General features: G+C 52.3%; 8 protein-coding genes, 1 tRNA gene and 1 pseudogene. 2 read left to right on the top strand and 8 right to left on the bottom strand.

The features are described from left to right. Positions 1 to 7: 7 nt before the first annotated feature. Entirely contained in the window at positions 8 to 1,891 is a 1,884-nt protein-coding gene (locus P8A25_RS04845) for a cobyrinate a,c-diamide synthase (protein ID WP_215443774.1), read from the top strand. Between the two features lie 60 nt (positions 1,892 to 1,951). On the opposite strand, the gene cobO is transcribed toward P8A25_RS04845, so the two are convergent. Then, positions 1,952 to 2,479, bottom strand: coding sequence for a cob(I)yrinic acid a,c-diamide adenosyltransferase (gene cobO, locus P8A25_RS04840; RefSeq protein ID WP_215443772.1), 528 nt, complete (start codon positions 2,477 to 2,479; stop codon positions 1,952 to 1,954). A gap of 241 nt (positions 2,480 to 2,720) precedes the next feature. Between cobO and P8A25_RS04835 the strand changes: the two genes are divergently transcribed. After that, positions 2,721 to 2,808, top strand: a tRNA-Ser gene (locus P8A25_RS04835). 147 nt (positions 2,809 to 2,955) lie between these two features. Here P8A25_RS04835 and P8A25_RS04830 read toward each other — a convergent pair. The 7 genes and pseudogenes from P8A25_RS04830 to P8A25_RS04800 all read right to left on the bottom strand — a co-directional run bounded on the left by P8A25_RS04830 (position 2,956) and on the right by P8A25_RS04800 (position 15,656). After that, positions 2,956 to 4,830, bottom strand: coding sequence for a hypothetical protein (locus P8A25_RS04830; protein ID WP_251827990.1), 1,875 nt, complete (start codon positions 4,828 to 4,830; stop codon positions 2,956 to 2,958). Between the two features lie 300 nt (positions 4,831 to 5,130). Further along, positions 5,131 to 5,835: pseudogene (locus P8A25_RS04825) on the bottom strand (glycosyltransferase family 10 domain-containing protein); the annotation flags it as partial. Positions 5,836 to 5,905: 70 nt separating this feature from the next. Further along, positions 5,906 to 6,712, bottom strand: a complete 807-nt coding sequence (locus P8A25_RS04820) for a hypothetical protein (protein WP_215443768.1) — start codon at positions 6,710 to 6,712, stop codon at positions 5,906 to 5,908. A gap of 45 nt (positions 6,713 to 6,757) precedes the next feature. Further along, a complete protein-coding gene (locus P8A25_RS04815) occupies positions 6,758 to 9,985 on the bottom strand; it encodes a glycosyltransferase family 10 domain-containing protein (RefSeq protein WP_215443765.1) in 3,228 nt (1,075 codons plus the stop codon). Continuing rightward, on the bottom strand, positions 9,964 to 12,003 hold the full coding sequence (locus P8A25_RS04810) for a hypothetical protein (RefSeq protein ID WP_215443763.1): 2,040 nt from the start codon (positions 12,001 to 12,003) through the stop codon (positions 9,964 to 9,966). Before P8A25_RS04810 ends, P8A25_RS04815 begins: the two co-directional genes overlap by 22 nt. Positions 12,004 to 12,336: 333 nt before the next feature. After that, entirely contained in the window at positions 12,337 to 14,592 is a 2,256-nt protein-coding gene (locus P8A25_RS04805; protein WP_215443761.1) for an alpha-1,2-fucosyltransferase, read from the bottom strand. A gap of 17 nt (positions 14,593 to 14,609) precedes the next feature. Then, on the bottom strand, positions 14,610 to 15,656 hold the full coding sequence (locus P8A25_RS04800) for a glycosyltransferase (protein ID WP_215443759.1): 1,047 nt from the start codon (positions 15,654 to 15,656) through the stop codon (positions 14,610 to 14,612). Positions 15,657 to 15,776 lie beyond the last annotated feature (120 nt).

The following is a 15,776-nucleotide window of genomic DNA, read 5'->3' as shown; positions in this document are numbered from 1 at the left end:
GTTTCCCATGAATAAGCCTTTTCACGCCTTCTGCATCGCCTCCACCCAGTCCGGGGGAGGCAAGACCACGGTATCCCTCGCCCTGATGGCGGCGCTCTCCGCCCGGGGATTACGCGTGCAGGCCTTCAAGTGCGGCCCGGACTACATTGACCCCTCCTTCCACCGGCAGGCGACGGGATTGCCTTCCTTCAATCTGGATACGTGGATGATGGGGAAAAACGGAGTCCGTTCCCAATGGGCACGGCACGCCTCCTGCGCGGACATCGCTATTTGCGAAGGGGCCATGGGCCTCTTTGACGCCAGAACGCCGGAAAGCCTGGAAGGAAGCACGGCGGACTGCGCCCTTACGCTTGGCCTCCCCGTCCTGCTGGTGGTTCAGGCGCGGGGCATGGCGGGGTCCATTGCCGCCGTCGTCCGCGGCTTCTCCCAGCACCATCCCGGCCTGAACATAGCGGGAGTTATTGCCAACGGCGTGGGAAGCGCCGCGCACGCGGACCTTCTGCGCCGGGCGCTGGACCACCACAGGATGCCGCCGCTGGTGGCGGCGTTCCCCAAAAACGCGGAATGGACGCTCCCGGAACGGCAGCTGGGCCTGGTTCCCGCGGAAGAGGAAGCCCGGCAGCAATCCTGGTTCCTCCGGCTGGCGGCAGAGGCAGAAAAGCGCGTCAACTGGGAACTGCTGATGAACATCACGGAACGCAGACGTCCGGAGCCGCTGAAAGTTCCCCTGCCGCCCGCCCCTCCCCTCGGGATTCTGGCCGTAGCCCGGGATAATGCCTTCTGTTTTTACTACGGGGACAACCTGGAACGGCTGAGGCAAACGGGCTGGGACATCACCTGCTTTTCTCCGCTGGAAGACACCGCCCTGCCGAAAGGAACCAGGGCCCTCTACCTGGGTGGAGGCTATCCGGAAACCTTCGCGGGCCGTCTGGAAAGCAATGAGGCCATGCGGAGCGCCATCCTGGAATTTGCCAAGAACGGCGGAGAAATCTTTGCCGAATGCGGCGGTTACATGTACCTGTGCAAGGAACTGGCGCTTCCGGACGGGACAAGCAGGAACATGTGCGGAGTCATTGACGGGACGGCGCGGATGGGGGAAAAACTCCGTTCCCTGGGATACCGGGAAGCCGTGATGGAAACGGGAGCCCCGTTCGGGCTGCCTTTCACCCGCATCCGCGGCCATGAATTCCATTGGTCCCGAATTGAACTGAACCGGCCCTACCCGCCCCTTTACACAGTGACGGACAAGAATGGAAACAAGAGCCGGGAAGGAGTGGCGGATGGGAACGTGAAGGCCGGCTACATCCACCTGTACTGGGGAACGGAAACCCCGGACCACTCGCAGGAGCCTCAGCCGGGGCTGGGGCGCGTCATCCTGCTCAACGGAGCCTCCAGCGCGGGGAAAAGCACGCTGGCCCGGACCCTGCACCGCCTCATGGAGGAGGACTCCATGATTTTTTCCATGGACGACTACCTGTCCATGAGCCGGGGAAGGCATGAAAACGCCCTGGACGCCGTCCGGGAAACCGGGCTCCCCTTCATCGAGTCCTTCCACGCCGCCATTGCGGAGGCCGCGCGGAAAGGCGCCCTGGTCATCGTGGACCACGTCATCGGCGAATCCCGCGCCTGGGTTCAAGACCTCCTGAACCGCCTGAGCGGCGTTCCCCGCGCCCTCATCAAAGTGGACTGCCGGGAGGACATCCTGCTGGAACGCGAGCGGAACCGTACCGACCGGACTCCGGACCCGGCCCATGCGGAGCGCCAATACGGAAGCATTCACCAGAACTTCCCGCATGACTTCTCCATAGACACCACGGAAGCGACGCCCCGGGAATGCGCCCTGAAACTCATGGGGCAGCTTCCACCGGAATTCAGGGCGACGCAGGAATGAAGAGAGGGAGGGCCAACGGCAGAGAACAGGTTTACCTGAGAATTTTCAGAAGAGAATATCTTAAAACTCAACATTCCTCTGAGCCTTGATTCCCTGCTGAAAGGCATGCCTGACGCATTCAATCCGGCTCACGGTATCGGCCACGGCGATCATTTCCTCCGGAGCATCCCGGCCTGTCAGGACAACGACCTTTCCGGGGGTAATTTTTTTCAAAGCATCCACGACTTCCACAACGGAAATGAAACCGTAATTCAGGGGGTAAAAAATCTCGTCCAGAATCACGGTTTTCAAGGATTCGTCCTCCAGCCTCTGCCGGGCCAGCCGCCAGCCGTCACGGGCGGCGGAAGCGTGGCGTTCACGGGACTTTTCATCCCTGGCGCGGCCCGTAAATCCGGCCCCGGAACACACCACCTCCGCATTCGGAAACTGCCGGAGAGCCACTACCTCTCCATAGGAACCGTCGTGCTTGATAAACTGAATTACGGCCACTTTCCCGCCATGCCCCAACGCGCGCAGGGCCATGCCGAAGGCGGAAGTCGTCTTTCCCTTGCCGGGCCCGGTCAGGACAAGAATGCGGGAGCCTTTCATGCCCGGCATTATACAGCCCCTGAGAGTAATACCCAACCCAAATTCCCCTTGATTCCCGGCGTAAAATGCACTACCGGTCTCCGCATTCCCCTGCTGGTCAGGGATAAAACATCTCCCCGGGCAGCACAAAATTTCATGAAGCACAGGCACTCATGCCATCTCCGCAAACCTGTGGGCAGACGTGAATAGGACTTTACAGAACCGCCCTCCTCACGGTAGCTTATGCCCGCGCTTGTTGCATGGAGAGATGGCAGAGCGGTTTAATGCAGCGGTCTTGAAAACCGCCGTGGGGCAACCCACCGTGGGTTCGAATCCCACTCTCTCCGCCAGTTTTCAGATTTTAAGATGAGTAAAACCCTTGATTTCTCAAGGTTTTTCGTTTCCAGGCTGTAGTGTTCTGTGCTGTGGCATGAATCTCCTGTACATCTTTTCAAAAGGGACCTATATACTTAGTAACAAGTAAATAACTCTAATTTTTATCTATCTTCCATGATCCATGCGTTCAGATCGATATATTCCGGTGGGGCGGATTTTCCTTTCAAGTCGTCAAAACAGCAATCCGCCATGCGCTTGAATATTTCCGGATATTGCTGAATGAAGTTTTTTGCACACTTGCATTCATCTTTTTCCCCCCAACCGCAGGGGGGCGAGAAATTGTAAATGATCTGGAGAGAATCAAGGAGATTCCGGAGATTGTTTTCCACTTGTTCCGGGTTACTGTTGCTTACATGGAAAGCGTACGCACAAGTATCGATTCCTTGCGCCCGGTTTTCCTTAAGCAGCAACGACGGATTGACCCGGAGACGTTTTTCTTGAGGACAGTTTTCCTCTGTATGCCGACTTTCCCGGCCGACGTTCCACGGCATTCCGAGAATTCCCGTCCGGACGGAAGGATAGCGTTTTTTAATGCATGAAGCGAGAAGAAGGCAGGCAAGGGCTTCTTCCGCCCTCCCTGCCAGGAGAATGCGCTTCGCATGCGGGGTGGCGGCGAGAAATTCAAGGATATCCCGTTTCATGTTGTCCAAATGGTCTTCCAGGTTCCAGGAAGAATAACGGATACGAACGACGGGACGCCCCGTTGAATGCAGCCACGGTTTTTCCGGGGCGCCGCAGAGAGCAATGACATATTCATCCACAGTAGAAGAGTCCGGCGCCATGAATGAATAGGAAGAGAACCAGTAATTACCGTCCTCTCTGCGAAGAAAGGTTTCCTTTCCCCAGTAATCCCAGCCTATGACGAGTTTTTTGTCCGAGTATTCAAGGATTTCGCCTCCATCGTTGCAATTTAAACGCTTTCCCCTGTTTCCCGTGATGCACAAGCCATCCGTCCAATCCTGCTGGCGCAAATGAATAAGGGAGGAGGCATGGGGAGGAGATTGAAGGAAGGCGGCTTCTTCCTTCTTCCGTAAACGGTAGGCGCCTTCTTCCATTTTCGTAAAGGTTTCCACGCCCCATTTATCCCATTTCAATGTGATTTCCACTCCGGTCAGAGACAGCACGTCGGCTTCATCCCGAGGGCCGTCCAGGCGAATGGCCCGTCCATTGCTGATTTTCATGCATCCTTTCCAGTCAGAATGGATGATGTCCACGAGGTGTTCATCATTCCCGGCATCTGTAGAAGCACCGTTCTGCATTTTCCGGAATTCCTCGGAAACAGTACCTCCCCGCATGATGGAAGCATTGCTTTTTTGCATAATCAGATGGCTGTGAATTCCCCGCTTTTTCAGATAGGGAGCTATGTCAGCACACCCGTGTTCCAGCATGACGGTCTGGAATAGCTGGTCTTCCGCAAAGCCAAATTGATAGAATCCCGTTTGCCTTAAACAACGGTACATGGCTTCCTTCATAGCCGCGCGGTCGGTTTCCCAAGCCAGCAGATCCTCCATGACCCGCCGCGACATGACTTGAGCCGGCCCCAGGGCCAGCAGGAAGGATTTTTCCAGATAAGGGTATCCTTCATGCCGTTTCAGCCACAGGCCCTCCCCACGGTGGCAGCTTGAATAACCATCGGGCAACAGGGCATGAAAATCGGCAACATGCCGGAAGTAGTCCGGGTCATAGAAGTCATCATCGTCAATCTTGGCAAAAAGGTCATAGGATGAAATATCCAGGCCACGGACGGTATCCATAAAGTTGGTAAGCTGGTTTCTGTTAGGGCAGAGGCGCAGCGTCACTCTTCCGGCATCGATGAACGGCTGCACATGGGGAAGCAGAATCCTGCGGGCCGTTTCAGCCGAAACTCCCTTAACTGCTGCAAATACATGCAGATGTGGATAGCTCTGGTTCATCATGCAGAGAATCTGGCGAAGGAGGTCTTCCACCCGCTTGTATGATGCAATGCATGCCGCCATATTGAATGGCCGTCCAAGTGGCCGTTTTTGAGAAGGAGAAACTGTTTCCGAAACCGTCCATGGTTTCCCATCGTCATACCGCGGCATAAAAACTCCCCCGTGAAGCAACGGTTCGTCCTTTCCCTCCATGGAGGCAGGCTGCCGCCCAGCATTTCCCTCTCTGAAAATTTTCTTGAAAAACAAGGCAGCTTCATCCAGCAGGCCATCCACGCCGATCTGTCCCTCGTCAAACAAGGGGCCCTTGAAGTAGGAGAGGTATTCGTCAACATTCCTGTCCAGGTGCTCCACATACCGGACCAGTTCCGCATGATTGCGAAAATCACGAGCATTGATGAACCGCCCGGGGTTGAATTCGCGGCAGGCATCCGGTGCTCCCCAGTAGACGGGCAGGCTTCCGGCAGCAAAAGCATCCGTCAGTTTTTGCGTTATGTAACCGGGGGAAGCATAGTTTTCAAACGCTATGGTGAATTTGTACCGGGAGCAGAATTCGACTTTGTCTTTAACGATCATGCCCGTGTTGTTCAGAAGCTGGCCGGAACTGTCTACGTATTTGTGTTGGGAAAGAGTTTCCAAAAAACGGACGGCTTCTCGGAATTCTCCCCCGGAATAGACGAAATTACAGAATTTTTCATGACGGTTGACAATATCCCCTGGAACGGAGGAGTATTGTTCAATGTGACCCGTCCTGCGGATATAGTCGGCGTTTAACCACGCAGGAAAACGAAAATGACGGTCCCCGGAAAGCGTTCCATCTCTCAGGCTTGTCAGGGAATAGCATCCTTCCTTCCAGCGCGGCAAAACAGGTTCTTCCGTATAAAACAGACGAGGACCTTTAAAGTAACGTGCGGCATTTCCAAAGATTGAATAAATCAGCAAGTCGGCACGGGCCAGGTCATCCACAAAAACAGCGCCCAAACGTTCTTTCAAGATCAGGCCCAGAATGTGGTTTTGCGGTTTGAACCCGGATTCAAAGTCGGTAAAAGCTATGCAAACGGGAGAGTCCATCCGAGTGACGTGAGATAAGAGTTTTTCCGAGAAAACATGCGATTTCCTGTCCAACCGGCATCAAACGAAACTAGTCCAGGCGGAGATGCGCATACGGGCTTTTTGCCTCCTGCAATAACGGCAGAATACGAGAGAGAAAGCACTCCTGCAGAGCCGGCTTTTGAGAAAGAGGGATGACTTCATCGTCATGAAATTCCCGGATGACATTTTTGTATTTAGCCGTTTTCATGAAGTGCATCCAGCAGGCATCAGGATAAGGGGTCACCTGCGGATGAGCGGTTATATCCACTTCGTAAGGCGCCGCAATTCCAAAGCGGGGCAAGTTGTTCATGCCGCAGATGAGGGAGTCGCCACCGCCATTTACCGGCCGAGGACCATAAATCATCAATCTTTGCTGATGAACCAGGGTATTGTGCCCCCGGATGGAGACGCAATCCTCCGGACCGGATATCATTTGAAAGGCCGCTTCCAGTTCCCGGGTAAAATAAATTTGGTCAGCGTCTATTTTAGAAACGCAAAACAGCTGCCCTTCATAAAGACGGCGAATGAATTCCATGCCGAAATTCAAGTAGGTGTCAATTCTGTTTTCCCGGGGAAGGCTCCTCAAGTCATCCACGGAATGAGGAGGAACGACATGATGCGGATAATGAAGAAAGCTGACCCGGCATTGACAAGCGTGGCAAAGGTGATGTTCCCATTCCTTGACCAGGTCAATGCTGCGGTCATCCATATCCGCCCAGAGCACCACAACGTGGTCCAGAACGGGAGCTACGCTCAACAAACATGGGATAACTGCGTTTTCTTCATTGAGAACACGGAGAAAACCTATCCGTTTCATGTTTTCGGCCAATTTTGTTTTTTGTGATTGGCATTCCATTTTTTGATTAGGGATTTTTCATTATTGAGGGATTTTGCGAAACGCCTAGGCGGATATACGCAGATTTCTCACCTCCCCATGGTTCCCGCTTTCCGTTTCCATCATCCGGAACATTTCTTCAATCCAGGATTGAACCAATGCCGGCTTTTCCTTTACCAGATGTACGATTTTTCCGTGAACAACAGTATGATGTTCCTTGCTGCCAGCCTGATGGGCATATGTTTTCAGAAGGTAAGGAGCCAATCTGTTCGTCGCTTCTTCATCAAGAGTCCAATGTTGACTGGTACTGTAAAAGGCAAACAAACAAAGTCCGGAGGATTCCGGCTGCTGAAGCAGTTTGAGAGGATCTCCATAACGCTCCAAAAGATTTTTAAACGGTCTTTTTTTCCTTATCTGTTCATGAGATGGGGAAACTCTTATTCCCCGGTATACAGGAGACTGTCCACTTAAATCCACCGGCCATGGGCATCCCCACACGCCAATATGAAGATGCGGGAAATCCTTTTTCAATCGCTGCGCCAGAATAAGGGCTGCAAACGCATCCTTGCAAATCCCCATCAGCAGGACGGATTGAAGCCGGGGCATCTTTCGTATTCCTTTTTCAACATCACGATACATGCGTTCCAGCAGCAGCAACCCCTCCCATTGATGATACCTCATGCCGATAAAGGGACGGCTGGAATGCCGGAACACGGAGTTATAGCCGTCATACGGGTTGATGAGCAATTCCCGCGCGTATTTGTTCACTTCATTGATGGTAGAAGAATAATGATAGTCAAGGTACTGATATTTACCCTCTTCCATCCTCAGAAATTCTTCAGTCCCCCAGTTATCCCATTTAAGAACGAGTTTGTTTTCATCATGTTGAAGTATGGTTGCGTGGTCATTGCGGTGAAGCCGGCGTCCCCGTTTTTCATTCATCTGAAATTGGTCTGTCCACTGAGGATGGCTGATGAGAATGGTGTCCACAGGAAGCAAGCCCGGTGCGGGAACATTCCCCTGGGAAGAAACCGGCGGCGCCGGGACGGAGTAATGAAATTCACCGGCGGCATCTTCCAGAATGGGAATGACTCTTCCGCTGTCAATGAGGGACTGCATGTAGGCATTTTCCGTTGGCGCATGATGCTTTGAAGAACCCGCGGCCCTCAGGTTCATATCCGTATCTCCCAAATAGTAAAGCTGGGCTTCAGGGAATAAATAGTCCGCCAGACAAAGCGCCTTGCTCAACGTGGTAAAATTGCCCGTGCTGCGGTGAACTTCCCCCGGCATGAATTTCCAGTTTTCCAGCCCTTCCCTACAAGCAAATTCATTGGAATAGCCCAATTCTTCATTGTTGAAGTAAATTTCCGGGACTCCGCGTAAAATTTCCATATGCCTTTCCCCAGGGGAAAAAGCCAGGTATCCGGCGAAGCAGGAAACAAGAACAATATCCGTCCTTTTTCCCGCCAGACCGGAATTCAAGTTATCCATTTTGCTGATTCTCATTACTTTGTCGCAAGAGTCGACAAAAGAGGAATAGTTGCGTTTCAAATCACGTTTATTTGAGACGATGCAAATGCGTTTTTTATGCCCTTCTGAAGCCAGAAAACATTGCCAGTCTTTAAATTCACCTAACCGTGACAAGGCTTTCCACTCTTCTTCCGTATCAATTTGCAGACAACAGGGAAAATCATTCGGGTAAGGGCAGGAGCCGTCATCAAACATCGTACCCGATTCCAGAAATTTTTTCCGGGTAACAACATTAATATTTCCGTCAAAAAAATAGAAAAATTTCTTGGCGTCCTGTTCCCGATGCGCCAGATGGAAATGTCCCTCCATGTGACCAATCATTTTGGTTTTGCGGGCCGTGTAAGCGGATTGAATTTTCCCTTTTTCCATGTCTTCCGCCATTTGGCGCAACAGTCCCCGACGACGGAAGGGAGAAGTCGGCTGAAGTACGGCGAATATGTCACAGGAGAAACGGGTCAATACCTGGCGTACGCAATTTTCCATTCGGCGGTCGTCCACCGTCTCCCGGAAGCACCGGATGCCTTCCCGACGGCAGCGTTCCAGAACTTCTTCACTGTCCGTACTGACAACCGGAACAAATCCTTCCTGGAGGGCATAGGAAACGGAATACAGGAACAGGGGCCTTCCATTCAACAAGCGCCTGTTTTTATCCGGACAGCGCTCCGAATGTTTTTTAGCCGGAATAATGGCCAGCTTGCGGATGAATTGGGAAGCCGTGTCCTTCCCTTCCGGACAGAACACGGGAAACGGAGTTGCCGCCAGCGATTGGGGCAGCAGAAGTTCCGCCTTTCCCGTCCATTGTTTTCCGTCATCATGACGGGACATGACGGGATAGCCGTGATGCAGACGGCAAGCCTCCGTACGCGGCCTGCCAGTCCGGCATATATTCCCGCTGCATGAAATCATGGAAAAGAATTCTGCCAGACGGTTCATATATTCTCCGATGTCCGGCTGGCCCGGTACAAAAACGGGACCGTCCATATAACTGAGGTAAAGGTCTTCATCCTGATCAAGACGAATCACATATTCAGCCAGGGCCTCCGGGGTGGAAAAGTCCGCGGCATTGACGAACCGGGATGGATTGGCCTCCATCCCTGCATCGGGGGCTCCCCAATAAATGGGAAGGGAAAGAGCGGCAAGAGAATCAAACAGTTTTTCAGTCACGTAACCAGCAGCCGGATAGTTTTCAAAGGCAATCGTGAATTTGCAGGAGGAGCAGAAAGCTATTTTATCCCGAACGCAGGAGCCCATGTTGTTCATGACCATCCCGCCGCAATCTACATGCTTGTACCGGGAAAGCAGGCGCAGGAAATGAATTCTTTCCGGAGCATTCCCATTGGAATACACAAAGCTGCAAAACCGGGTATGCCTGGACAGAAGGGATTTTCTGTCTTTGGAGTATTGTTCTATTTTTCCCGTTCTTCTGACAGGGCCATTGTTCATCCAGCAGGGCATCCTCAAATGACATTCGGGATAAGGAATATCTCCCTTCATGAATGAAATGGCATAATCGCACTCATCCCAACGCGGTTTGACGGATTCCCCCGTATAAAAAACTCGAATCCCCTTAAAGTTCTGATGTTTTTCTCCAAAAACGGAGTAGATTAAAAAATCCGCCTGATCCTGGTCATCCACAACGGTCATGCCCAGTCTTTCCGTCAAAACCGCGGACAGAATATTATCATGTGGATCAAACCCCGGCCAGAAGTCCGCAAAAGCGGCACGTTTGACCTGCCGGGAATTTATATCTGTTGCCTCAACCATGCGTGACCTCCGTGTTTTTGAAGAGATTTATCCTTTACGATCATTTTTACTTTCGGTTTGATCGCCATGAGATTTTTTTGATTAAAGTCCAATGTTTCAGGGAATAAATATTCAGGAGATAAAACAAGGGGATGCCGGCCAATCACATATTTATTGAGGTGGCTTTCATCGTGCCAAACGGCAATGACACCGTCCTCAAGATCCCGCCTGACGGCATCCGCCAACTCCCGGCACATGCGGAGATAGTCTTCAGCCCTTCCCCCGTTAAAGCCTCCGGCGACATAATATTCTCCTTCGGAATGGAGCACCCGCGCCCGGGACATTCCATTTTTTTCGTAGGGGTAAGTGGAACGGGGGCGTTGGTAGTACCCCGGATGAAGCGTCACCATGAGACCCTGCCGGTTCATCGGGAAAATTTCCTGACCGACAGGCCCTACGGGAAGCAAAGTTCCATTCATGAAATAAATGTAGTCATATTGCTGCAATTCCTCCCGAACGGTTAAAAAAGTCTCAAACCTTCTCAAGGTTTCCATGGGCCACGGATAAAACGGCTTGCGGACAAGAGTCACGTCATCGCCGGTTTCCACTTCCGGATGATCCGTGAACAGAAAATAATGCACATCATGCCCTGTCAGGAAATATTGTTTGGAGGCCGCATAAAACTCATCCCAGAACGTCATATAACGCCCTGTGGCTATAAACAGGACAGCCACTTTTTTCCGGGGAGAAAAAGGTTCTTCCTGTCTGCCGCCGCTCGACAAATAGAAGGTTCCATCCTCCATCTTTTTAAACGCCTCCACGCCCCAGCAATCCCACTTGAGAGTTATTTTCTCATCAGTGACGGAGAGGACGTCCGCTTCGTCGTCCCGTTCAAAACGGCGCGCCCTGTTCCCAAAGACACGGACAATATCATGCCATTGCGGATGATGCACTTCCATGAGACGCTCCTCATTAACCTGGTTCGTAGAAATGTTCCAGTTTCTGCCCCGGAAATCTCCCGGAACCAGCCCTCCGCGCATCACGGAAGCATTGCCGGTCTGAATCGCCAGATGCATTGGCAGGGCCATTTCCTGTACATACCGGGTGCGGTTGCTGCTTCCGGTATCCAGCATCATCATGTGCATGAAGTTGTCTTCCGTAAATCCATACCCGGCATGACGGAGCCTGGGCGAGATCTGGGATATCATGTGAGGATTGGTCTCACAAATTATTAATTTTTCCAGCACATCCCGGCTCAATACCAAGGTGGGGCCAAAGCAGCCGAAAAATCCGTTTCCGGAGAAGGGATACCCTCCACGCACGCTTAGATATTCGCCCGGCCCGCAATAAAAGCTGCTGAATTCCGGCGGAAGATGCAGATGGAATTTATTGACTGACTTGAAATAATCCCTTCCGTACAAATCATCGTCGTCAATTTTGGCGAAAAGATCGTAATCGGAAACGTTCAAATCCCTTATCGTGTCCAAGAAATTGGATAGCTGGTTCTTGTTGGGGAAAAGCCGCATCGTCAAACGGCCTTCATGAATAAAATGTTCAAAGAGAGGGAGCACTGTTCTGCGGTACGTGCCTTCCGGTATCCCCTTGACAGCTGCGAACACATGAAGATTCGGATAGCTCTGATCCATCATGCACCAAATCTGCCTCTGCAAATCCGTCAGACGCTTATAGGATGAGAGACAAACAGCAATTTTGCAATCGGGCCTCTGCTTAGTCCGTTCGTGCTGGTAAAACAGATTGTGGCGGGCCACACGGATCTTGAGGTCTCCATGGCTGTTGGCAGCCTCCAGGGCAATATCAGTCGGCAACCGGTAATCGGCAAAAACCCGGGCCACCCTGGGGCGTCGGGCAGCAGGGATGACGAGAGCATGCGTTCCCCATACGTAGGAGGTATTGGCATCCGTCTTTCCCGTTTTGAAATCTTCAAACAAGATTTCATCAGATTCCCCCGGAGCCCCTTGCGGAGACCATACTGCATGATGGAACAGCCGGAAAATATCCGTCTCCGGATGCTCCTTCATTTCCTTCCTGAGAGCCGTTTCCAAGCGGGAAGAAGCCACCATCGGCACGGCATCGCTTTCTCCGAAAATAATCAGGTCACTCCCAGCATAATTTCTGTCCTCCAGCAGACGTATGAAAGATGCCCTCAGAGAACGGACGTGCGAACGTTCCGCAGACGCCGGGGACCGTCCCAGGTAGGATGCACTTTCCTCTTCCCGCGCATCCCTGAGGGGGGAAAGATCCGCGGTAGAGGGATAGAGCTCCAGCTCATAACCCATCCGGTGCAATTCCGAAGCTCCCTCCGACTTTTCCCCAGGAGACACAATCAAAACACATTTCATAAAATGTACCTGTTAAAGTTTAATCCATTGCGGGCAGAAAATGTCCTGCTCGTCCTCAATCTTTCCGGTAAACCACTGTTTTTGAATAAAAACCCTCTGCTGGTCTCCAAGCCATGCCCCCCACCAGGAAAAGGAGGAACAGGAAAGGACGAGTTCCTGCATGGACGTCAATTCCCGGAGGGCGTCCAGCGTCTCATGCTCATCCATGACTATTTCAAAACGCGTTGCTTCCGGAACGCCCTCCATCAATTTCCGGGCCAATTCCGGAGAATCGGAAAAGACGACCAGCTTACTGATGTTGCCGGAAAGCCTCCGTAAAGCTTCATTAAGAAAGGGAACATCCGGCGTATGGTACATGTCTGTACGGTCAAGATAGTCCCCCATCCTTATATGAACGCCGGCCACGCCCTCCTGGACGGGAGCAATAAGAGGAGCAAACAGGGAACGGATTTCTTCCGCAACATCCTTGAAATACCGCTCACTCTGGAAATACCCTCTCAGGGCGCCGTAGCGAACCGTTTCAGGAATGGGATGGTAGGAAAATCCGGGCTCCCTGTATGTCACGGGATCGTTATATCCACCGTCCGGGCACAGCGAACAGGCCTCACCCAGATAAGTCATCAGCTCCCAGGTCTCGGAACTGTATCTCCAGGGAATACGGCATCCCACACCCAGCCGGAGAGCATGCGCATAGGAAGCAGCTATCTGGAACAGATGATTGCACGTACGCGAGCCGGGCATAAACTGCGTCGTGACGTAACCGGGAGATGCCGGAACAGAAGCGGGACGCAAGGATAAAAATTTACCGGTAACAGTCTTCTGCGGTTTCCGGGCATCCAGGCAAACCGTGCCCAGCAGGTCAAAAGGATGTTCATCCCTGTCGGATCGCCTTTCAAGACACTGAAGGTGCAAATGGCGGGAATTACCCGGAGCATGCTGGGAAACCTGGAACCCCAGCTCTTCCAAAACATAACTCAGGAAATCGGCAGACCACAGGGACTGTTGCTTGTAGACTTCCATAAATGCACACAAATCATTCTCCGGAGTGTGATTTCCTTTCCCCTGTTTCTTCATGTATTGCCTGAACGCGGGCGTCATCACCCCGCGCATCAGGCGCACGTCCCGGAAACTTAATCGTAAGATTCCTCCGGGTTTTAGAGCACGGAAGGCTTCCGTGAAAAATCGGCAGGCCTCTGCAGACGTTACTGTTCCAATGACATGCTCCAGATAAAAAGCGTCTACGGAATCGTCCTTCCACGGGAGCGGCCTGGTAATATCATAATTGGGAGCGTCCAGATTCAACCAGCCATTCAACCTCCGGGTGCCGCACCCCAAATGGATATACAGCAGAGGAGATTGGTCCATGATTTCCACGTTGCCGGAAGAAAGACGGCGTTCAGCCCATAACCGGGCCAGGGACGGCATGTCCGACCGCTGGAATATCTCCGTTTCAGACCCGATAAACCGTTCTCCCTCCAAAAGGAGCTGCTCCATAGGCCACATCTGCCATTTCAGCTTCAGTTCACCCTTGGAGCCAATGCTCCACCAGCCATAGCAGGAAGTATCCCGTCTCCTGAACGCCCCGTTGGAATAAAACAGCATTTCCCCTTTCCAATGAAGATGAACAACATCGCACACAGCGGAGGGAATTTTGTAATTAAACGAATACAGGGCCTGCATGATGTCGGGAGAACACCAGTGGGCCGTTACCATGTCATTATCCCGTTCCGGGTAATAAACATTGGACATGTAAAGCCGTTTCGTGGATTTCAAGCGGCCTCCGAGCCTGCCTGCCAGTTCACCTACGATCACATCCTCTGCCCCGCATTCCGCAAAACCCGGCGCATTCACAAGCTTTTCCACCATGCTGCGCTTCAGCAGGTAGCCCGCCCCTCCGCTCGGTGAATTGCGAAGCGCAACCATCGCATCCCCAATCAGATCATAATCTTCATCTATCAAGGAGGTCAACCGGCTCAATTCCAAATACGTATCGTCATCACATTTAAAGAGCCATTCAAATTCGTAATTCTCCAGCGCGTAACGAAAGAAGGATTTCACTTTTGCGGGGAGCTCGTTGTAGCCATCGGGCGCATCAAGCCCCACCGTATCTTCTTCTTCCCCCTCCGGAACCCGGTTTCCTCCTACAAAGAACATGCATTCAACGTTCTGCGCGGGATGGGCCAGCCAGGTAGACCTTACCGCTTTCCGTTTATCTCCCGTTCCATGGCATGAACAAATGCCTACGACAATATTTGTTTTCTTTTTCATGGTTTTTCCTCCCATTTCTAAGCCGGCAGTTTTTCCACCGCGTCAAAGACTTCCTCCCAGCTGGCTACAGACGCTTCCAGCCCTCCAAGCTCCAGTCCACGCTCCCGCGCCGCGTGGGCCATGTCGGACCTCAGGTTGGGCTCGTAGGCCATCTTGCTGGCGTAGTAGATAAAATCCCTTTCATGGTCGCACAGCCATCCGGTCTTGCCATGCTCCACCATCTGCCTCCAGCCTCCACGGTTGTCCACCACAAGCACGCTTCCGCTTGCCATGGATTCAAAACCGACACGCGGCCAGTTCTCCGTCGTGTCCGTCGGCTGGAGCACGATTTGGCAGTGCTTGTAAAAGTCCTGCTGGCTCACCTCCCTCTGGTCGCGGGCCGTGCGTATCCAACTGTAAGGCTCTCCGATTTTCTCCCGGCTCCTCTGGTCAAACCCCAGAAAAAGGCCACGCTTGAAGACAGGCGCCACGAAATATTCATAAATATGGAGCGTATTGGCCGCAAATTTGTCCGCGTCCTGGCGCGAGATGCGCCCGCAGCCGAAGTATTCCTGCGTCCTCTCCTCAATGAAGGGGAAGGATTCGTTGTGGAAGTAAGGCTTGAACGTCATGAAAGCAATGGTAGGGTCGTCGTTGCAGCGCTTGAGCAGGGGCATGTTCTTCTGCCTGACTTCCTCGTTCTGGTAAAGGAACATGGCAATGAGCCCCTGCTTCATGAGTTCCTTTTCCTTGTTGAAAAGCCAGGTCATGCAGTTGACAAAGATGGTGCGTTTGGTGCGCTGGCGAATGGCTGGCATGTTTTCCAGGAATTCGCCGTTGCAGAATCCGATGATGGCATCCCCTTCCTGCAGGACTGTCCAGTCGTTGGGAGCGTGGATATGAACGCCCATACGGATCATTTCCAAATAAAGGGCTTCATTTTCAAATCCGCCGTTGGTGGGGATGATATGGACGTCAATACCCATGTGGAGCCAGACCAAAATCTGGTGGTGGAGTTCAGTTCCCGCGCCCCCGTAGAGACTGGGGAACCCGTTGACATAGATCTTTTTCAATGTGGTGCTCATGAAATAATGGAGTTAGATGTTGAACGAATTCATTGATGGACGCTAGCACGCTGCCTTTTAAGCTGGCAATGGGTAAATTTTGAAAATATGGCAAAGAAATATGTGCCACCGGAGAAGAAT

It is taken from the genome of Akkermansia sp. BCRC 18949 (assembly GCF_045011645.1).
GTDB lineage: Bacteria > Verrucomicrobiota > Verrucomicrobiia > Verrucomicrobiales > Akkermansiaceae > Akkermansia > Akkermansia massiliensis.
The sequence above is the reverse complement of the archived record's forward strand: the minus strand, read 5'-3'. Positions and strand labels throughout refer to the sequence as shown.

Bases quoted from the DNA above. Each gene is read 5' to 3' on its own strand.
- P8A25_RS04820 (WP_215443768.1), bottom strand. From the start codon at position 6,712: ATGGAATGCCAATCACAAAAAACAAAATTGGCCGAAAACATGAAACGG.
- cobO (WP_215443772.1), bottom strand. From the start codon at position 2,479: ATGAAAGGCTCCCGCATTCTTGTCCTGACCGGGCCCGGCAAGGGAAAG.
- P8A25_RS04830 (WP_251827990.1), bottom strand. From the start codon at position 4,830: ATGGCGGCATGCATTGCATCATACAAGCGGGTGGAAGACCTCCTTCGC.
- P8A25_RS04800 (WP_215443759.1), bottom strand. From the start codon at position 15,656: ATGAGCACCACATTGAAAAAGATCTATGTCAACGGGTTCCCCAGTCTC.
- P8A25_RS04810 (WP_215443763.1), bottom strand. From the start codon at position 12,003: ATGAAGGAGCATCCGGAGACGGATATTTTCCGGCTGTTCCATCATGCA.
- P8A25_RS04805 (WP_215443761.1), bottom strand. From the start codon at position 14,592: ATGAAAAAGAAAACAAATATTGTCGTAGGCATTTGTTCATGCCATGGA.
- P8A25_RS04815 (WP_215443765.1), bottom strand. From the start codon at position 9,985: ATGGTTGAGGCAACAGATATAAATTCCCGGCAGGTCAAACGTGCCGCT.
- P8A25_RS04845 (WP_215443774.1), top strand. From the start codon at position 8: ATGAATAAGCCTTTTCACGCCTTCTGCATCGCCTCCACCCAGTCCGGG.